Genomic DNA, 18,595 nt, shown 5'->3' with positions numbered 1-18,595 from the left:
GTTCCGCGAGCACCCCGAGCTCGCGCCCCACTGGCTCGCGACGCTCTTCCACATCGAGGTGCCGCCACACACCTCGATCGGGGCGGTCGAATCGTCGCTCGACCAGCTCATCCCGGTGGAGTTCCGCGCTGACCTGGTGCTCGAGCTTCGAGACGCGAGCGGTGCGCTCGTGCTGGCGATCGTCATCGAGGTCCAGCGCGACATGGATCCAGACAAGAAGTTCTCGTGGCCGACGTATGTCACGGTCGTGCGCGCCAGGAAGCGCTGCGGCACGGTCGTCCTCGTGATCGCTCCGGACGCCGGCGTGGCCGCCTGGGCGGCGGAGAACATCGACCTCGGCCTGGGCCTCGGAAACGTCGCGCCGCTGGTGCTCGGCCCGGCCGTCGTCCCCGAGATCACCGACCCAGCCGAGGCGGAGAAGGACGCCGAGCTGGCCGTGCTCTCGGCGGTGGCGCACGGCAACGGGCCGAACGGGCTCACCGTGGTCAAGGCCGCGCTCGTTGCGCTGGGCCGGCTCGACCAGGAGCACGCGATGGTCTACTTTCAGGTCATCTGGAGCGGGTTGCGTGAGCCCATGCGGCGGGCTCTGGAGGCGTTGGTCATGGAACGGCAGATCGAAGGCGAGGCGAGGTTTCCGTTCGTGCGGGAGCTCATGGATCGCAGCGAGCTCAAGGGCCTACGTGAGGGCGAGCTCAAGGGCAAGAGGGACACGCTGCTACGGCTGCTTGCGCGGGCAGAGATCATGCTCACCGAGAGCGAACGTGCGCGCATCCAGGCATGCACGGACATCGCTACCCTCGACCGTTGGCTCGATAACGTCCTCGGGGCGAAGACCGCCGCCGACGTGCTCTCCTGACGGTTGACGGATGCGGCCAGATGTTATTCGAACGGCTGCTGCCTATTCCTTCCTCTCGATCGTCTTTTCGATGACGATCTTGTGCTGCCCAGCGCGTTCGAAGGGGGCGCCGCAACTCTGAATGGCAGCTCATGACTGACGAATGCTGCCAAGCTCCCTGTTGAGTGCAGCAGAATGTGTGATTTAATGTCGCTCGGATCGGCTTTGAAGCCAGTCTTCGCGGAGGAGGACCACAGGCGGTCCGCACGAAGGTAGACGGTGCCGCGATCCTCGCCGAGATGCTCGAGACCGCATCGCAGACGTCGGAGAGGCCTACCGCTGCGCGGCGCCCTGACCTGCCCTCGCGAGCACGCGTGAAGACCACAGCAATGCTTGTGATCGTGCTGGTCATGGCGTGGATCTTCTTCGCGGACCGGTGACCATCCGCATCGAAGCCCAGCGTCGCCCAACGAAATGGCGTCTTGGCGCCGGTCGGAGAGCTGCTTGCTTCGCGAGCGCCTCAGCGCCAGCGCGCCAGCTCTTGAACGTTGATGCGATAGACCGGGCTGATCCGCCCCCGCTGCTCGGGATTCGGGCAACGCAGACCGGGGACGTCGTCGGACGAAGCTAGCTTGGGGAACCTGCTTGCCAGCTGTCCCCTGTTCGGGCCGCCCGGTTCGCGGTTGTATTCCTGCAGCAGGAACGCCACGAACTCGGCTTCGGTCCACGCCGGGTCTTGCGAATCGAACGTGCTGAAGCGCGGCTCGCCGCCGACGTTGCCGAGATAGACGGCATTGGCACCCTGCCAGGTGGCGAAGGAGCTGTCGCGGTGGCGCTTCACGTAGCCTGGATGATTGTAGAAATACACCCAATCGCCGGGGCGCAGCTGGTCGACGGAGTCCACCGCCAGCGCCACCCGCAGCTTGCTCACGCTGCCCTCGTCTCCCGGCGCGACTTGCACGATGTCCTCGGTGACCGCGTCGAGGGCCGCCGTGCCGACCGTCTTCATGAAGGCGCGCAAGAAGCAGATGTGCAGCGCGCTCATGCACTCGATGGCGATGGGATGGGCGTCGCAGGTGAACAGATCCTCGAGGGCGGCGGACGGGCTGAAGTCCTCGGTGTTGGCGAAGTTCATGGTGACCGAGTGGGCGGGGTGGTCGTCGTCGACGGGCGCGTCCGCCATCCACGACCGCTGCGGGAAGCGATAGACACGGCCATTCCATTCGTTGGCGTAGAGGAAGCGTCGATCCTGGCCCGGACGTCGCGCGGTGTTGAGCTCGCGGAGGCTGTCGATCATCCATTGGCCGAACAGAGCCTCTCGGTGCTCGACCACGCAGGTGCGGACAATGTCGACCAGGTCGCGCGCCCGGCCTTGCATGGGCTTCGAGCGGGCGTGGTTTCTGGCCAAGTCCAAGAGCAACCTGCCGCGATAGAGCCGGGCCCGGTCTGCGTACTGGGGCGGGATTTGACCTTGCTCGACCTTGGCCAGGCGCCGGAGCAGGATGCGCCGCTCGTTCTGGAGCTTTCGCGCCTTGTTGAGCACACGGCGGATGTGCTGGCGCTCGGTGGGCCAGTCGGTATTGCCGGGCGGGGCCGTTGTGTGGTCGAGACGGACGAGCTCCTCGTCGATCCGGTCGATGCGCCGCTGGCAGCGCGCGGCTGCCCGCAACAACGCCGCCACGGTCAACGGCACGCGCGCACCCGAACCGCAGCGCCACTTGCCCACGCAGCCGCGATCGGGCGCCGTCGCATCGCTTACCCGATCACCAGCTCGTCCGCGATGGCCTGCGCCTTGGCCTCGCTTGTCACATTCCGGGCGCGGAGCGTGGCGACGAGCGCCGCGTACTCCGGCTGTTCCTCGAACGAGTCGCCGAGCTCGAAGCACAGATCCACATAGCTGGTCACGTGGGCCTCGAGGTGAAGCCCGTGGCCCGCCGCCCGCTGGAGCTGCGCCTTCAGGCGCTCAATCAGCGTCTCGTCGTTCGTGCTCCAGACCTGCTCCGGATACATCACCCGCACGCGTTCGAGCAGGCGCGGCATGAGCTCGGCGTCCGGGCGCCGGGCCAGGAGTCTCATTTGCTCGCGCCGGATGGTCAGCACGACGCAATTACGACGGCTTCGTCAACCCGTGTCAAGGACGGTAACGCGAGCAAGGCCGATCCTGCGAGCCCGACCCCGCCGAGCGCGCCTCCCCCTCGCGCCAACGACGGAAGGACCACGCCGCCGAGCCCTCCACGCCCAGCAAGGACCGGAGCGAGGCTCCGCGCCTGGACGAGCTCCGCGGCGAGCGTTCCCGTGCAACCGTTGGCGCCGTACAACACCCACACCCGCGGCACTGGAGTGGCCAGCAGGAAGCCCGGAAGCCGCTTGTCGGCTCGGAGGGCTGGCACGCCGGTTGCCTGTCTATGGCGTTGGCACACATGGAGTGGATGAAACCCGCAATTCGAGCGTCCTTCGGCCTGGTGCCGCGGCACAACGATCCGGGTTTGGCACACCGGCACACCAGACCCTGTGCCGCCAAAGGAGCAGGAAAATCCGTGCACACCCAACGAATTCTCTCCACCCTGGTCAGCGTTGGCTTGCTCGCGGCGTGTTCTGGTTCCACCGAACCGGGTGGGCCGGGCCCCGCCGGTCCCGGCGACGAGCGTCCCGCAGAGGTCGGAACCCAGGTACAGCTCGAGCTCAGCTCGGTCGCCGCGACCGAAGTCGAAGCCCAGGTGGCCACCGCCAAACAACACGACGCGGCGTCCCTCCAGGAGGCCTACGCGGTCTCGTTCTCGAACGATCTGGGCTACGGTCTCACGGACGTTCAGAACCTCGATCTGATCCAGAGATCAGAGCTGGGCCTGAATGACGCGGAGCTCGAGGTCCTGGCCGCGAACGGCTTCGTAGTTTCTAGCCGACTTGCCTATCCCAGCTTTCCCTACGCCTACGCTGCCATCTACGTGCACGATTTGCCGGTCTTCGTGAGCGGCGACATGGTGCTCGAAGCCATGCACCGTTCGTACGACGACATCTTGCAGGCCCTGGAACAGGCCGTCTTGATCCCGCGTGTCGCCCGCTTGCTCGACACGATGCGTGCTCGCCTGGCGTCCGGAAACTCCGGGCTCTCGGAGCAGGCAGCAGCCGACGCGGACTTCTACCTGACCGTCGCGCGCAGTCTGCTGATGGGAGCGCCCAGCGAACCCGTGGCGGGAGCCAGCAAAGCCGACGTCGCGTCCTTCCTGGCTCATGCCGAGGCGGCCGACGGAGAACAGCAAAGGTCCATCTTCGGCGTTCCGCGCCGCTTCGACTTCTCGCAATTCAAGCCTCGGGGCCACTACACGGACACGGTGGCGCTCGAGCGCTATTTCCGCGCCATGATGTGGATGGGACGCATCGATTTTCGGCTGATCGAGACCATGCCCGATGGTTCGCGCGTCTTCTGGCGCCGTCAGCTCGAGGCGGCGCTGGCGATGCGTGACTTGATGGATGCCGCGGCGCTGGAAGACTGGTCGGGCATCGATCGAACCGTCACCGCGTTCGTGGGTGAGCACGACTACATGATCGTGCCCGAGCTGGACGAGCTGTTGCAAGGCCTGGGGGTGTCCGATACGAGCGGGCTTGCTGCCATCGATGACACGACGATCGCTCAGGCGATCATCGAGGGGCGCTACGGCGAGCAGCGCATCGCGAGCCACATCATGCGAAAGGATGGCGGCGATTCCACGTTCCCGCTCAATGCGAGCTTTGCGTTCTTCGGGCAGCGCTACGTGATCGACAGTCACGTGTTCTCCAACGTGGTGTACGACCGCACCGCGACGCGCGTGGTCCCGAACCCGCTCGACGCCGCGTTCGCCGCCCTGAAGAACGACCATGCCGTGAGCCTGCTCGCGGGTGAGCTCGAAGAATGGAGCTACGCCGGCGATCTGGCGGCCGTTCGCGTCATCGCCGACGCCCACCCTCCATCGTACTGGGAAGGCAGCCTGTACACGTCCTGGCTCGGGGCGCTGCAGACGCTCTCGGCGAACGCCACGACCCTGGGGCCAGCCGCGGAAGGTCTACCCAGCGTGGCGCGCAGCGAGGCGTGGGGGCGCCGTTTGCTGAACACTCAGCTCGGATCGTGGGCGCAGCTCAGGCACGACACGATCTTGTATGCCAAGCAGTCGTATACCGGCAGCAATGGCTGCGACTTTCCGGATGCGTACGTCGAGCCCTACCCCGAGCTGTTTCAAAAGATCGCCAGATTCGCCGGCCAGGGCCAGGCCTTGGTCGATACCCTCGACTTCAGCTTGAACGGGAACGACACGTTGGCCGAGCAGGTGAGCGCCTACTTCGGCACCCTGTCGCGTATCGCGACCACCTTGAGTGAAATGGCGGAAGCGCAGCGGACGGGCATGCCGCACTCGGAGGAGCATCTGACCTTCATCAAGCAGGCAATTCACATCGAGGGCGGTGGCAGCGGTGACCCCTGGCAAACGGGCTGGTACAAGGATCTGTTCTTCGATCCCGTCGACGGCTTGAAGAGCGACCCGACCATCGCCGATGTGCACACGGACATCGGAGGCGACCTGCCGGTCCCGCGAGCTCCGTCGGTGTTGCACGTGGGCACCGGCAATCCACGCATGATGGTCATGACGGTCGATACCTGTCAGGGTCCGCGCGCGTACGCGGGCGCGGTGTTCGCCTACCACGAGCACCTGGCAGAGGGCTTCACCCGACTCACCGACCAGGAATGGGCTCGAAAGCTGTATCAGGATCCGCCGGCCGATGTGCCGTGGATGGCGCCGGTGCTGGCGGAGTAGAAACCGGCGCGGCCAGGCCCAGCGCTGTGACAACCTGCGGTTCGACGCCCTCCGTCGACGTCGCTCCTCCTGGCGCCCTACGTCGAGATGGCCGACGACCTGGCGAGGTCCCGTCGACGAGCCCCCGCCAGGAAGCGCGAAGCCGTCCCGGCGCCCCCCGCCCGCGGCGGGCGACATGCCGCTCGCGCACGTGATGGGGTGGCGAATGCGGCACGCCTCGAGGCTGCTCGAGGACGGGCGCCTGAGCATCCAGGACATCGAAGAACGGTGCCGTCGATTCATGGCGGGCTTGTCGTCCGGCGACGGGGCGCCGGGAACCGGCGAGGCGCCACCGTCATGAGGATGGCCGCCTCGACTCCTTCTCGTGCGCGTCTTCCGGCCTCGCTCCGCTTTCGGGTCCGCGCTGGTACGCCCCCGGGGTGCCGCCGGTCACGCGCCGGAAAGCGCGCGTGAACGAGATGGCCGAGTCGTAGCCGACGCGATGGGCAACCTCGGCGATGGGGACGCCCTCCCGCAGGAGCCCGCGCGCGCGGTCCATCCGGATCCGCGTCAGATACTCGAGCGGCGTCTGGCCCACCGTGCTCCGGAACCTCTCCGCGAAAGCGGAGCGAGACATCCGCGCGCTGCGCGCGAGGTCGTCGATCGTCCAGCCGCGCGCGAGGTCCTCGTGCATGTCGCCGAGCGGGCGCGCGAGCCGCGTGTCCGCGATCGCCGCGAGGACGCCCCTCCTCGGCCCCTCGCCGGTCTGGAGGTAGGCCCGGACCGCCGAGATGAAGAGCGCCTCGGCGAGGCGGCGGATGATCGGGATCGATCCGATCTCCGACGAGCAGACCTCGAGGCGCAACAGCTCGATGAGCGACTGGAGGCCGTGGCTCCGGTTCTGATCGATGCGCAGGTGGATGAAGCGCGGGAGCGCGACGAGGAGAGGCTCGCCCTCCGTCGGATCCACGTCGAAGGCCACGCTCACCAGCGTGGAGCGCGCGCCTCCGCCTCCGTAGCGGATCAGATAGCCGTCTCGGCGATCCTCGAGATCGGTGCAGTCCACGGTCGCGGAGTCCAGCGAATCGGACAGCACGTAAGGCTCGCCATCCAGAACGAGGAAGAGATCGTGTGCGCCGAGCAGCCTCGGCTCCGGGAGCGCGCGCGTGCGCAGCCAGCACGATCCCGCGACGATGAGCACGAACTTGATGGGGCCGCGGTGCGCGACGCGGTGTCCCCACGGCGCCGACGCCTCGAAGCGCGTGCACAGGGCGCTCTCGACGTGCAGCGAATGAAAGAGTCGGCTGAGGGCGTCCATCGCCTCGCTCCTCCAGCGCTCGTCAGGCGCCCCATCTGGACGATTGGTTTATTTTTTCTGATGTTTCAGGCATAGTAAGTCTACCTGCATGGACGTACGGTGCAACGGCGAACGGGCGGCGAACACGGGCCGCCGTCCCGCCGACGGGCGGCGAGCAGCGCTCGCGCGCCGCCAGCGACCGAAGAGCGCCCGGAGAGAAGAACGATCATGCGGATGATTTCCACGCGGCGAATCGCGTCCATCGCGGCCTCACTCCTGCTGCTCGGAGGCGCTCTCACCCTCCCCGCCGCGTGCGCCGCCCCGGCCCCGCCGAGCGGCAGCGCTCCGAAGAGCCCGGCGGCTCCGGAGCAGCCCGCCGCGACGCCGGCGGCACCGGCGCCGTCTCCGGCGGCGAGCGCGCTGATTCCGTCCGGCGGCGAGAGGCGTCAGGCGGGCTTCTATCACACGCGTGTAGGCGACATCGACGTGACCGTGCTTTCCGACGGCACGTTCGGCCTGGATATCTCGAATGGCCTCGTCCTCAACGCCAAACCGGGTGAGGTCGACAAGCTCCTCGCGCAATCCTTCCAGAGGTCGCCGATCGACGTGTCCTTCAACACCTTCCTGATCCACAGGAACGGCAGGACGATCCTCGTCGACACCGGGTGCGCAGAGCTCATGGGCCCCACGACCGGGAAGCTCCCCGCGTCGCTCTCTGCGGTGGGCGTGAGCGCCGAGAGCGTCACCGACGTCTTCCTCACGCACGTTCACCCGGATCACTCCGGCGGGCTCGTGATCGGCGGGAAGAGGGCCTTCCCGAACGCCACCGTCCACCTGAACCAGAAGGATCTCGACTACTGGATGGACAAGGCGGCCGCCGCGAAGTCCTCGGGGATGCAAGCCCAGTTCTTCGCCGCGGCGCAAGCCACGTTGCAGCCGTACCTCGACGCCGGGCAAGTGAAGCCGTTCACCGGAGCGGCCGAGTTCTTTCCGGGGTTCCGCGCGGAGCCGGCGTACGGCCACACGCCCGGCCACACGCTGTACGCTCTCGAGAGCGGCGGCCAGAGGCTCCTCCTGTGGGGCGACCTCGTTCACATCATGGCCGTTCAGTTCGACGATCCCTCGGTGGCGGTGGCCTTCGACGTGAACGCGCCGATGGCCGTGGAAACGCGCAAGAAGGCGCTCGCCGACGCGGCCGACAAGGGCTACCTCGTCGCGCACACCCACGCCCCGTTTCCCGGGCTGGGCCATGTCCGGAGAGACGGAGAGTCCTACCGCTGGGTGCCCGCCCCTTACGTCGACGACGCGAAGAGGAAGTAGCGCGACGCCGCGAGGACGCACGGACGGGCTCACCCCCGCGGATGGATAACGCGCATGGGGGAAGGGGGCCGTCCGGGCATCCCCCCTAGTCCCCGGTTTTCTTGGCGCCCTTGACGGCTTGGCGGTTCGCTTCCCGGCCGACTTCCCGCAGTAGAGCTAGTTATTCTGCCTCCTCGATAGAACTTGTGGGTGAGCCATTCGGGCTCCGGCAGGTCCCCGAGCGCGTGGTAGAGGGCGATCTCCGCGTGTTCGTAGGTCCGAACCCCATCCTTCGCGTGGACGCCCTGGAGCGCCCGGCGTCGCGCGGGTATCCTGCGCGCGGACGCGGGGCCGCCAGCACACCCGGAGCGCGGAGGGCGTGGCCTCTGCGCGGTGGGCCCGATCCAGGGCGGCAGGAGCCATGACGAATCGAGCGCGATGGAATCGGTGGGCCGCGCGGCTGCTAAGGACGAAGGCAACGATGCGTCGCCTGCGCCCCCGCACGGCGGCCCTCGCCGGGCTCGCCGCCCTGGGCCTCGGGCACGCCCAGCCCGCCTCGGCGACCCAGCTCCGCTTCACGACGACGGCGCCGGGCGGCATCGTCGCCACCGGGAACACGCTGGGGCTCAGCAAGCAACACAGTGCGAACCGGCCTGGCGCGGAGGACTCGATCGGGACGTTCCTCTCGCTCGACGGCGGCGTCGACGACACGCCGCCGAACGCCGCGAACCCGTGGCCCGCGGGGACCACGGCGGACTGGAGGCAGAACGGGTCGGCGGCGGAGCTGGCCCTGCCGGACGAGCTCGACGTTCTCTACGCGGAGCTCATCTGGGGCGGCAGCTACAACTACGGCGACGATGTCACCGCGTTCCTGGGCACCCCCGTGACGCTGAGCACGGGCGGCGCGTCGATGGCCGCGTCGCCGGACGAGGCGACCTCGGTGACGCTCGCCGGGACGAGCGCGAGCGGGTTCTCCGTGAACTACTACCTGCGGTCGGCGAACGTGACAGCGTTCGTGCAGGCCCACGGCGCCGGGGCGTACGAGGTGCGCGGCGTGCCGGGCACGCAAAACGAGACGAACAACGCGCTGAACGCCGCCGGGTGGACGCTCGTCGTGGCGTACCGCGACGGCACGCAGCCCGTGCGCAACCTGTCGGTGCTCGTCGGCGGATCGTTCGTCGACGAGGACACCCAGCAGGACTACGTGGTGAGCGGCTTCTGCGCGCCGCCCTCGGGGCCGATCGAGGGGAAGGGGGGCGCGTTCTCGCTCCGCCCGACATGGGGCTACGAGTTCGTCTCCTGCCAGGGCGAGCCGCCGCTGAGCGAGAGCTACGGCAACTTCGCGACCGTCCGCTTCGAGGGAGAGCCCGGCGGGGGCGGCGGGGGCGGCGGCGAGGGCGTGTCCTCGGGCACGGGCGGCGAGGGCTTGTCCTCGGGCACGGGCGGCGAGGGCTTGTCCTCGGGCACGGGCGGCGAGGCGGGCAGCGCGGGCGAGGGGGGCGCGGGCGCGGCGCCCCCGGGCGACTCCGGGGACGCGGGCTCGGACGGCGGCTGCGGCTGCGCGACGCCCGGGCAGAGCGGGCGCGCCAGCGCGTCGATCGCGGGCGCCGCGCTCCTTGCGCTGGCCGCCGCGACCCGCCGCCGGCGCGCGCGGCGGACTCCGCGCTGACGCGGCTGTTTCCAGGTCCTGGTCTCGGACCTGTGTGACCGCCTCCAGATAGATGCGAAGCGGCTGCTCGACGACGTCGTCCATGTGGCGGTCGACCCACTGCTGCAGCGACGAGACCTGCCGCTCCAGGCGCTGAATCGCTGCCGCCTTCTGTTTCGGGTCGCTCCAGTCCAGGTCGAGCCCGGCCTTGATGCTGGGAGCCAGAACTAGGCTTGCCCTCTGGCAATCGCGGCAGTGGCAGTTGAGAGTCCAGACGGGCGCCGCAGAACACGTGTAACGAACGGCGCCGCACGCACATCCACCCGCCAGCTTCGAGAGCGGGATGTGCGGCCAGATTTGCTGGCGCAGCTGCGGGAGATGCTTCTGCACGCGGCCCGTCTGCTGTGGATCCGAGACCCCACGCTGCCGTTGCCACGATGGCATGCCGGCCTCGAACGCTCGGGCGAGCTCCTCCCACGTCCGGTACTTCGCCTGGAGCTCGATGCCGATCTTGCCAGCGTGGTGTAGACAATAATCCACGGCCGAGTGAACTCGTTGGATCTGTTGGTGTTACCCGAGTATCTGGCGAGCAGCGCCTCCAGTTCCCGAAGCCGTGTCTCCAACTGCTGGATGCGGACACGGAGGGCGGCGTTCTCCCGCGTCGAGCTCGTCAGCGCGCTCGACGCGGGCACGGAGAGCAGCGTTCTCCCGCTCCAGTCCGTCGATGCGACCGTCGCGCCAGTCACGTGCCACGATGGGCGAGCTTTAGGCCGACCTCTGCAGCCATGCAAGCAAGCGAACATGTTGAGGTATGTCGCGTTGAGGCATGTCGCGGCGCCTCAGGCAGCCTGGGCGGTGGACGATTACAGCAAGGATAGCCACGGCCATTGAATCCGCCAAGGCCATTGAAGCCGAGGCCCGGAGGGTGTCGTCGTCAGTCGGATTCGACAGTGTAACCGCGCAGCACGGCCGGAGTGGCGGTGCAGATATCCCCGTCAGCTCCACCCACAGTGATAAACAGATAGCCGGCACCCAAGGGGTAATTCGAGTGCCATGCCGTGAGGTGGGTGCTCAAAATCTGGATGGCGTTTGCACCGGCGTCTTGCCTGGTCAATGAGGTGGCCTCCAAGCTGCACGCCGATCCATAGGTGTTGCTGTTGCGGGCAGCGTAGATAACACAAGCCTTCGCGGACGGCGGAGAGCAATCATACCATGACGCCGGATATGCCATCGTCAGATTGACGAACACTCTGCTGACATCTGCGAGTCCGTCGGGGAACCAGTTTAAGACGGGGCAGGTGTACGTTTGGCCGTACCATGTATATTGTTCTGGCGGCCAGACATACCCCTCGCACTCGAATCCTGAGTACCGATCAGCCTGGAAAGCCGCGGTATTGCTCGAGATGGTGGCGAGGGCGACGAGGACAATGCTGCTTGTGCCAAACATCTTCACGCGCATCGGTGTTGACCTTTCTGTTGGTAAGGATCCCCCGGCAAAGCCGGGGGTTTTCGGAGCAGAGGTGCCTCTCCTCGACCCGGCTCTCCGTCTGCTCCGCAAGCGTTCGGAAAACCGAACCGAGGTGGCGGCGCAACTCTCCGTAGAGCACCTTGCGCCGGCACTTTGGGATGAACACGACGTGGTGCTTGCGCTCTCACTTCGTATGGTTGAGACTCTGGTGGTCATCCATCTGGAACCCCTTTCGTGATGCGTGAGCCGCTCACGAGGGGGGCCGCCTTCAGGATCCCGGAAAATCAATCTTCGGCTGCCTCCCCGGCAGAGCCGGGGGATTTCTCAACGGATTAGGCTTTGACGATTCGGGTTGATAGCTACAGACAATCGGAGAACACGATCGACATCGGAGAGCCCTTGTTCTCGCCAGAGCCGAGCTTGCCCATGACCTGGATATTGCAGTTGACCGAGTACTTCGCTTCGGCGATGCGCTGGTTGTTTCGTATGGCGTCCTCCGCGCTGTCCCATTGGACGTTCGCGACGCACGTCTTCGATTTGCAAGCGAGCGACTCGACCTTGAAACCCTCTCTCTCTGACAGCGTGCCCAGCTCCGAGCGCAGCGCGCCCGCCGCGCGCGGCGCCCAGTCATGCTCCTCGGGCGCCGCTTCGAACGCGCGGAGCTTGGCCTCGAATTGCGCATTCGCGAGCGCGCCCGCCTCCTCGTCGTCCAGCGCCGGAGCCGTTCGCGCCGGCGACCTCGGCGAAGCGCGCTCGGGCCCCGGGGCGGACGCCGGCGGCGATAGGGGCGCGGCGGCCGTCTTGTAGGGGTTGCCGCCCTGCGGCGGCAACGTGTGAGCTCGTGATCCCGGCGCGTCGCGCCTAGATCCCTGCGCCGCAGGCGTTCTCTCAGCGGACGCATATCCGGCTCTGCTGAGGCCGAGCATCAAGGTGGCACCGAGGATCGCAGCAGCGAGGGCCAACAGGCTGACTTTCAACGTGGACATGGACGTGTACTCCTGGCATCGTTCGGGGGTTCGCCGCGGGCGAGGGTAGACTCTTCTGGGTGCTGGTCCCAGACGGCGTGTGGCGGAACACCACCGCACGCTCCCGGCGGGCGCCGACCTGCGAGATGAATGGACTGGAGCGCCGCGGGCGGCTGCGAGGACCCTGATGCAGCGATCGAGCCAAGGGGCCAGGTCCGAAAAAGCCGCGACTTCCGCGGTGGGGGCCATCTCCAGCGTTCGATATCGTGACATGTCACGTAACATGTCACGTGACATGTCACGCGGAGACGGCCGACACGGCCAGCACTGCCTCGGGCTCCGGTGGGTGCCAAGATAGTTGACCGTTGATTTGGTCACACCCTCATGAGTGCTTTGGCCTCGTGCGTATGGGGGTGTTGACGCTCAGGCTGGCTTAGGGGCCGCCGAGCAGGCTCATTGATGGTCATCGCGGGCGTGCTCGGTTGCGTTCAGGACTCGCGACGGCCACAACGGAGGTTCGGATGTGGCAGGAGTAGCTACCCTCGCGCGGTCGGCGGCTCCAGACGCGCGGCCCGCCGATCGCGCGAGCCCAGGATTTCTTTGGCCGCACGGCGGAGCAGGGGAGATCCTCGACGCGATCGCCAAGAACCTGCCGGCGCAGATCCTGGGTGGGGCGAAGGTGGGGAAGTCGTCGCTCTTGCGCTGGGCGGAGCGGCATGTGCCCGCGGGCCGGGCGGTGGCCTGGATCGATCCGGGCGTCGGCTTCTCGCCAGGGATGCTGGTCGCGGCGATCGCGCGGAAGGTGAACAAGCCCGAGGTGGCCGCACGGATCGAGCAGGAGGGGGCGACCCTGCGCGCGGCGGTGGAGCAGTTAGGGAGGCTCGGGCCTTACGCGATCAGGCAGGTTTTCCACGCCTGAAACGCCTGGGATTACCGCGACGTAGCACCAAGCGGAAGGCATCCTACCGTATCGCTGTACCCTACTGGCTCTACCTGCCCGGCCCCCGTTTTCTGCACACCCCTTGAGTACGCCCGCGCTGCCCGGGGTTCACCGAGCATCGTCCACGGCGGCACGCCGGGGATCCATGCTTGACGTCCGCCGCTCTCCTCCCAATGGACGCGTTGCCCAGCGCTCCCTCAAGGAGGTCCTGTTGAGCTCCACATTCGCGGAGGACGCGTACCCTTCACCCGATGAGCGCGCTCGGTTGCGCGAGAGCCTCACACGATCCCCGCCCGAGATCCCGCCCGTCTACTTCTACGACGATCTCGGGAGCGAGCTGTTCGAGCAGATCACCCAGCTCGGGGTCTACTACCCGACGCGCACGGAGATCGGCATCCTCGAGCAGCGCGCCGGAGACATCCTGCGCGCCGTCCGGCCGCGGCGCCTCGTCGAGCTGGGCAGCGGCGCGGGCCGCAAGATCCGCATCCTGCTCGACGCCTGGCGGTGGGTGGGCGGCGGCGAGACGTGCACGATGCTGGACGTGAACGGGCTCTTCCTGGAGACGTCGATCAGCCGCCTCCGCACCGACTACCCGGAGTACACGTTCCGCGGCGTGATCGGTGATTTCACCACCGACCTGCCGCGGCTCGGCCGGGGCGGGGGGCGCCTCGTGGTCTTCCTCGCGGGCACCATCGGCAACCTCTACCCCGACGAGCGGCGCGCCTTCTTCCGCGAGGTCGCGCGCGTCATGGAGCCGTCGGACGCGCTCCTCGTCGGCGCCGATCTGGTCAAGGACACGGCCCGGCTGGAGGCCGCGTACGACGATCCGGAGGGCGTGACGGCGGCCTTCAACCGCAACGCGCTCCGCGTGATCAACCGGCGCTTCGGGGCGAATTTCGCGCCCGACGCGTTCGCGCACCGCGCCTTCTACGACGCGGCGCGGGCGTGGATCGAGATGCGCCTCGTGGCCTCGCGGCGGATGCGCGTGCAGATCCCGGCGCTCGATCTGCGGCTCGATCTCGAGCGTGGCGCCGAGATCCGCACCGAGGTGAGCTGCAAGTTCACGCGCGACTCGCTCCAGGCCTCGGCCCGGGCCGGAGGGCTCGTGGTGTCTTCGTGGCACACCGATCCCGACCAGCTCTTCGCGCTGGCCCTGCTCCGGCGGAACGACGCGTGACGGAGGCCTCGTTCGAGGCGCTCCTCGCCGCCGCGTGGCGCCGCAGCGACGATCTGTTCGCGCTCGTCCCGGAGGCCTCGATGGGGCGTCGGCCCATCGCGCTGCGACACCCCTTCTCGTTCTACCTGGGGCACCTCCCGGCCTTCGCGTGGAACCAGATCGGCCGAGGCGTCCTCGGGCTCGGGCCCATGCGGAGCGATTTCGACGTGCTGTTCGAGCGCGGGATCGATCCGGCCGACGAGGACGGCGCCCGCATCGCGTCGAGGGACGCGTGGCCGGCGATCGCCGAGGTGATCGCGTACCGCGACGAGGTCCGCCGCGCCGTGCTGGCGCGCATCCCCGACGTGCTGGCGCGCGCCGAGGACGTGCTCGGCGCGCGGGGGCGGATCCTCCAGCTCGTGATCGAGCACGAGCGGATGCACCACGAGACCCTGATGTACATGCTCCAGGAGCACGGCGCCGCGCGGCGCCCCGACGGCGCGCCCGCGTTCGTGGGCGGCGGGGGGCGCGCGGCCGAGCCCCGGCACGTCCCGGCGGGCCGCGTGGTGATCGGCGCGGACTTCGAGGCGATCCCGTTCGGCTGGGACAACGAGTTCGGGCGCGCGGAGATCGATGTCCCGGGCTTCACCATCGACTCGTTGCCGGTGCGGAACGGCGATTACCTGGCCTTCCTCGAGGCGATGGAAGACGGCGCGCGGGCCGCGCTCACGCCCCGTACGTTCGTGCGCCGCGGAGGCGGGCTGGCGGTGAAGACGATCTTCGGGCCGGTCTCCTTCGAGGTCGCGTCGGGCTGGCCGGCGCAGGTCTCGGGCGAGCAGGCGCGCGCCTATGCAGTCTGGCGCGGTGGGCGCCTGGCGACCGAGGCCGAGCTGCGCCGCGCCGCGTTCGGCGAGCCGAGCGGCGGTGTGCGCGCGCGTCCGTGGGGGCACGCGCCGGGCGAGCCGCGTCATGGCCAATTCGGCTTTCGCGGATGGTCGCCGGTGCCGACGGGCAGCCACCCGGACGGCGCCAGCGCGTTCGGCGTCGAGGAGCTGGTGGGCAATGGCTGGGAATGGACGTCCACGCCCTTCGCGCCCTTGCCCGGCTTCGTCGCGTACGCCCGCACGTACCCCGGGTACTCGGCGGATTTCTTCGACGGGGAGCACGACGTCGTCTTCGGCGCCTCGTGGGCGACCGACGAGGGGTTCCTCCGGCCGAGCTTCCGCAACTGGTATCGCCGGGACTATCCCTATGTCTTTTCGAGCTTCCGGGTCGTACGCGAGGAGCCACGCTCTCGGCGGCGATGATCGAGCTCGATCAGGTGACCAAGCGCTACGATGGAATCGCCGCTGTCGACAGCGTCTCCCTGCGCGTCGAGCCGGGCGAGCTGGTGGTCCTGCTGGGCGGGTCGGGGTCGGGGAAGACCACGACGCTGAAGATGACGAACCGGCTCATCGAGCCGAGCTCGGGTCGCATCCGCGTCGAGGGCGAGGACGTGACCACCGTGCCGCCGCACGCGCTCCGGCGCCGCATCGGCTACGTGTTCCAGCGGCTCGGGCTCTTCCCGCACCTGACGGTCGCCGAGAACGTGGGCATCACGCCGGCGCTCCTCGGCTGGGACGCGAGGCGCATCCGTGGTCGGGTGGACACGCTGCTGGAGCTGGTCGAGCTGGATCCAGCCGAGGTCCGCGATCGGCGGCCCGACGCGCTCTCCGGCGGCCAGGCGCAGCGCGTGGCCGTGGCGCGGGCGCTGGCGGCCGAGCCGGGCGTGCTGCTGCTCGACGAGCCGTTCGGCGCGCTCGATCCGATCACGCGCGAGCGCCTCCAGCGATCGTTCACGCGGGTGCGCCGGAGCCTGGGGTTCTCGGCGATCTTCGTCACGCACGACGTCGTCGAGGCGCTGCTCCTCGGCGATCGCGTGGGCGTCATGCGCGGCGGGCGCCTCCTGCAGCTCGCGCCCGGCCGCGAGCTGGTGCGCGCGCCGGCCGACGACTACGTGGCCGATCTGGTGCGCGGCCCGCTCGAGCAGGCGCGCGCCGTCGAGTCGCTGATCGCGGGCGCGCCCGCGCGAACGATCGCGGGAGGCGACGCTTCGTGAAGGAGCAGCTCGCCCTCCTCCCGCGCTACCTCGCCGCCCACCTTGGGCTCACGCTGGTCGCCCTGGCGCTGGGCGTGGCCGTGAGCGTCCCGCTGGGCGTGCTGGTCACGCGATCGCGCCGCCTGGAGGGGCCGGTGCTGGGCGTGGCGAGCGTCGTCCAGACCATCCCGAGCCTGGCGCTCCTGGCCTTCATGGTGCCCGTGCTCGCGGCCCTGGGCGCGCGCAGCATCGGTTACCTGCCGGCGCTGATCGGCCTCTTCCTCTACAGCCTCTTGCCGGTCCTCAGGAACACGGCGGCCGGCCTCTCGGGCCTCGATCCGGCGGTGATCGAGGCCGCGCGCGGCGTGGGGATGACGCCCCGCGAGCAGCTCCGCCGCGTCGAGCTGCCGCTGGCGCTCCCGGTGATCGTGGCCGGCGTGCGCACGGCGGCGGTGCTGACGGTGGGCACCGCCACGCTCTCCACGCCGGTCGGGGCGCCGAGCCTTGGTGACTACATCTTCAGCGGGCTGCAGACGCGCAACACCACGGCCGTGCTGATCGGCTGTGTGGCATCGGCCGGGCTCGCGCTGGTGCTGGACGGCCTGGTGCGTGGCCTGCTCGCCGGCGTCACGCGCCACAGCCGGCGCCTCGTGCTGCTGTGTCTCGGCGGCTTCGCCGGGCTCGCGGTCTTCGCGGCCACCCCGGTCGTGCGCGCCCTCCTCGCGCGCGATCAGGTGTCCATCACCGTCGGCGCCAAGACCTTCACCGAGCAGTACATCCTCGCCGGCATCGTCGCCGGGAGGATCGAGCGCGTCGCCGGCGTGCCGGCGCGGACGCTGGGATCGCTCGGATCGACGGTGGTGTTCGACGCGCTGAAGATCGGCGAGATCGACGTCTACGTCGACTACTCGGGCACCCTCTGGGCGAACGTCCTGAGACGGAGCACGGAGGGCGCGGACCGCGCGTCGGTGCTGGCCACGGTGGAGAGGGAGCTGCTCGATCGGTACAACGTCCAGGTGGCCGCCGCGCTCGGGTTCGAGAACACCTACGCGCTCGCCATGCGGCGGGCCGAGGCCGAGCGGCTGGGGATCCGGCGCATCAGCGATCTCGGGGCGCGCGCGCGATCGCTGCGGGTGGGGGGCGACTACGAGATCTTCCAGCGGCCGGAGTGGCGCGCCATCGAGCGCGTGTACGGCCTCGCGTTCCGCGAGGCGCGGAGCATGGATCCGTCGCTGCTCTACGAGGCGCTGCGGGCGGAGCAGGTGGACGTGATCACCGCCTTCTCGACCGACGGGCGGATCATCGTCGACGATCTGGTGCTGCTGGAGGACGATCGCCGGGCCATCCCGCCGTACGACGCGCTCGTGCTGGTGAGCGATCGGCTCGCGCGCACCCGCCCGGAGGTGCTGGAGGCGCTGCGCGGGCTGTCGGGGACGATCGACGCGCAGAAGATGCGCCAGATGAACGCGGCCGTGGACGAGAAGAAGGGCTCGCCGGCCGCGGTGGCCGCCCGTTTCCTCGATGAATTGCGGCGCTGAATTCTTCTGCGCTGGGCCCCCCGCGGGCCGGCCGTTGGGGCTCGCACGTTTGGCGCGGCGCGATCGGCCTTGACGTGGAACGCGCGTTCCAAGGCCGTCGGCCCATGTCGAAGGGTATCGACGTCGTGGGTTGGCGCGGATGCGCCAAGCAGACGGAGCTCGGGGCGGACAGGAAAAGCAAACGCGTTCCGCAAAGCCAAGATTCTCGGAGCCGTTCCTGACTCGTGCAGTCCGACTGCACGAGCTCATTGACAGAACGGGCCCTATGCGCTCAGGCAGGTCTTCCGCGCCTGAAACGCCTGGGATTACCGCGGCGTAGCACCAAGCGGAAGGCATCCTACCGTATAGCTGTACCCTACTGGCTCGGGCGCGCCCCGTAGATGGATCCCCGCGCGCGACCCTAGTCCGCAGCCGAGCTTTGACCAGACGGCACCGCGCCTCCTGGCGCACGAGCGCCTCGATACCTTCCGCGTGAGCGCACCGTTGAACAGTCTCAGAGCGGGCGGGCACTCACCGAAGTAGCACCGACGCCAGGTCGCCGGCCCGTCCGTAGACCTGGGTCGCCGGTGCTCTCACGCGCCAAGTCTCCCGCTGTTCTCGGGAGCTCGC

The 18,595-nt window shown here is 68.7% G+C and carries 14 protein-coding genes and 2 pseudogenes; 9 read left to right on the top strand and 7 right to left on the bottom strand.

Annotated features, from left to right (window positions below):
• The first annotated feature begins 58 nt into the window (after positions 1 to 58).
• Positions 59 to 856, top strand: coding sequence for a hypothetical protein (locus WMF39_RS38280; protein ID WP_437741408.1), 798 nt, complete (start codon positions 59 to 61; stop codon positions 854 to 856).
• A 499-nt stretch (positions 857 to 1,355) separates the two neighbouring features.
• Here WMF39_RS38280 and WMF39_RS38275 read toward each other — a convergent pair whose 3' ends face one another.
• Together WMF39_RS38275 and WMF39_RS38270 are read right to left on the bottom strand one after the other, a co-directional pair.
• The gene (locus tag WMF39_RS38275; RefSeq protein ID WP_437741407.1) at positions 1,356 to 2,561 is read right to left on the bottom strand and encodes a hypothetical protein; all 1,206 of its coding nucleotides are present in this window, start codon (positions 2,559 to 2,561) and stop codon (positions 1,356 to 1,358) included.
• A 29-nt stretch (positions 2,562 to 2,590) separates the two neighbouring features.
• Positions 2,591 to 2,911 carry a hypothetical protein gene (locus tag WMF39_RS38270; protein WP_437741406.1) on the bottom strand — a complete coding sequence of 107 codons (321 nt, stop codon included), beginning with the start codon at positions 2,909 to 2,911 and terminating at the stop codon, positions 2,591 to 2,593.
• Positions 2,912 to 3,372: 461 nt separating this feature from the next.
• On the opposite strand from WMF39_RS38270, the gene WMF39_RS38265 reads away from it, so the two are divergent.
• A complete protein-coding gene (locus WMF39_RS38265) occupies positions 3,373 to 5,619 on the top strand; it encodes a DUF3160 domain-containing protein (RefSeq protein WP_437741405.1) in 2,247 nt (748 codons plus the stop codon).
• Between the two features lie 334 nt (positions 5,620 to 5,953).
• Here WMF39_RS38265 and WMF39_RS38260 read toward each other — a convergent pair whose 3' ends face one another.
• A complete protein-coding gene (locus tag WMF39_RS38260) occupies positions 5,954 to 6,916 on the bottom strand; it encodes an AraC family transcriptional regulator (protein ID WP_437741404.1) in 963 nt (320 codons plus the stop codon).
• Between the two features lie 207 nt (positions 6,917 to 7,123).
• Between WMF39_RS38260 and WMF39_RS38255 the strand changes: the two genes are divergently transcribed.
• Both WMF39_RS38255 and WMF39_RS38250 read left to right on the top strand, forming a co-directional pair.
• Positions 7,124 to 8,215 carry an MBL fold metallo-hydrolase gene (locus tag WMF39_RS38255; protein WP_437741403.1) on the top strand — a complete coding sequence of 364 codons (1,092 nt, stop codon included), beginning with the start codon at positions 7,124 to 7,126 and terminating at the stop codon, positions 8,213 to 8,215.
• Between the two features lie 460 nt (positions 8,216 to 8,675).
• Entirely contained in the window at positions 8,676 to 9,863 is a 1,188-nt protein-coding gene (locus tag WMF39_RS38250; protein ID WP_437741402.1) for an MYXO-CTERM sorting domain-containing protein, read from the top strand.
• Between the two features lie 210 nt (positions 9,864 to 10,073).
• Here the strand turns inward: WMF39_RS38250 and WMF39_RS38245 are convergent.
• The 4 genes and pseudogenes from WMF39_RS38245 to WMF39_RS38230 all read right to left on the bottom strand — a co-directional run.
• Positions 10,074 to 10,187: pseudogene (locus tag WMF39_RS38245) on the bottom strand (GFA family protein); the annotation flags it as partial.
• A gap of 589 nt (positions 10,188 to 10,776) precedes the next feature.
• Positions 10,777 to 11,301 (bottom strand): hypothetical protein, encoded by a 525-nt coding sequence (locus WMF39_RS38240; protein ID WP_437748154.1) that lies wholly within the window; start codon positions 11,299 to 11,301, stop codon positions 10,777 to 10,779.
• A gap of 46 nt (positions 11,302 to 11,347) precedes the next feature.
• A pseudogene (locus WMF39_RS38235) lies at positions 11,348 to 11,476 on the bottom strand (IS200/IS605 family transposase); the annotation flags it as partial.
• A gap of 193 nt (positions 11,477 to 11,669) precedes the next feature.
• Positions 11,670 to 12,296 (bottom strand): hypothetical protein, encoded by a 627-nt coding sequence (locus tag WMF39_RS38230; RefSeq protein WP_437741401.1) that lies wholly within the window; start codon positions 12,294 to 12,296, stop codon positions 11,670 to 11,672.
• A gap of 502 nt (positions 12,297 to 12,798) precedes the next feature.
• Here WMF39_RS38230 and WMF39_RS38225 point away from each other — a divergent pair.
• From WMF39_RS38225 to WMF39_RS38205, 5 genes are all read left to right on the top strand, one after another.
• Positions 12,799 to 13,194, top strand: a complete 396-nt coding sequence (locus WMF39_RS38225) for a hypothetical protein (RefSeq protein WP_437741400.1) — start codon at positions 12,799 to 12,801, stop codon at positions 13,192 to 13,194.
• 232 nt (positions 13,195 to 13,426) lie between these two features.
• A complete protein-coding gene (egtD, locus tag WMF39_RS38220; RefSeq protein WP_437741399.1) occupies positions 13,427 to 14,392 on the top strand; it encodes an L-histidine N(alpha)-methyltransferase in 966 nt (321 codons plus the stop codon).
• Positions 14,389 to 15,678, top strand: a complete 1,290-nt coding sequence (locus WMF39_RS38215; RefSeq protein WP_437741398.1) for an SUMF1/EgtB/PvdO family nonheme iron enzyme — start codon at positions 14,389 to 14,391, stop codon at positions 15,676 to 15,678. The genes egtD and WMF39_RS38215 overlap by 4 nt, the downstream gene beginning before the upstream one ends.
• Positions 15,675 to 16,469 (top strand): ATP-binding cassette domain-containing protein, encoded by a 795-nt coding sequence (locus tag WMF39_RS38210; RefSeq protein WP_437741397.1) that lies wholly within the window; start codon positions 15,675 to 15,677, stop codon positions 16,467 to 16,469. The genes WMF39_RS38215 and WMF39_RS38210 overlap by 4 nt, the downstream gene beginning before the upstream one ends.
• Entirely contained in the window at positions 16,466 to 17,986 is a 1,521-nt protein-coding gene (locus WMF39_RS38205) for a glycine betaine ABC transporter substrate-binding protein (protein ID WP_437741396.1), read from the top strand. Before WMF39_RS38210 ends, WMF39_RS38205 begins: the two co-directional genes overlap by 4 nt.
• Positions 17,987 to 18,595: the final 609 nt, after the last annotated feature.

Origin of the sequence: Sorangium sp. So ce1504, assembly GCF_051521635.1 — a bacterium.
GTDB lineage: Bacteria > Myxococcota_A > Polyangia > Polyangiales > Polyangiaceae > Sorangium > Sorangium cellulosum_B.
Note: the sequence above shows the minus strand (reverse complement) of the source record. Positions and strands in the feature narration are given on the sequence as shown.

What these genes read in the sequence shown, in the direction of transcription:
- WMF39_RS38250 (WP_437741402.1), top strand. Translation starts at nt 8,676, where the DNA reads ATGCGTCGCCTGCGCCCCCGCACGGCGGCCCTCGCCGGGCTCGCCGCC.
- WMF39_RS38255 (WP_437741403.1), top strand. Translation starts at nt 7,124, where the DNA reads ATGCGGATGATTTCCACGCGGCGAATCGCGTCCATCGCGGCCTCACTC.
- WMF39_RS38240 (WP_437748154.1), bottom strand. Translation starts at nt 11,301, where the DNA reads ATGCGCGTGAAGATGTTTGGCACAAGCAGCATTGTCCTCGTCGCCCTC.
- WMF39_RS38260 (WP_437741404.1), bottom strand. Translation starts at nt 6,916, where the DNA reads ATGGACGCCCTCAGCCGACTCTTTCATTCGCTGCACGTCGAGAGCGCC.
- WMF39_RS38230 (WP_437741401.1), bottom strand. Translation starts at nt 12,296, where the DNA reads ATGTCCACGTTGAAAGTCAGCCTGTTGGCCCTCGCTGCTGCGATCCTC.
- WMF39_RS38270 (WP_437741406.1), bottom strand. Translation starts at nt 2,911, where the DNA reads ATGAGACTCCTGGCCCGGCGCCCGGACGCCGAGCTCATGCCGCGCCTG.
- WMF39_RS38210 (WP_437741397.1), top strand. Translation starts at nt 15,675, where the DNA reads ATGATCGAGCTCGATCAGGTGACCAAGCGCTACGATGGAATCGCCGCT.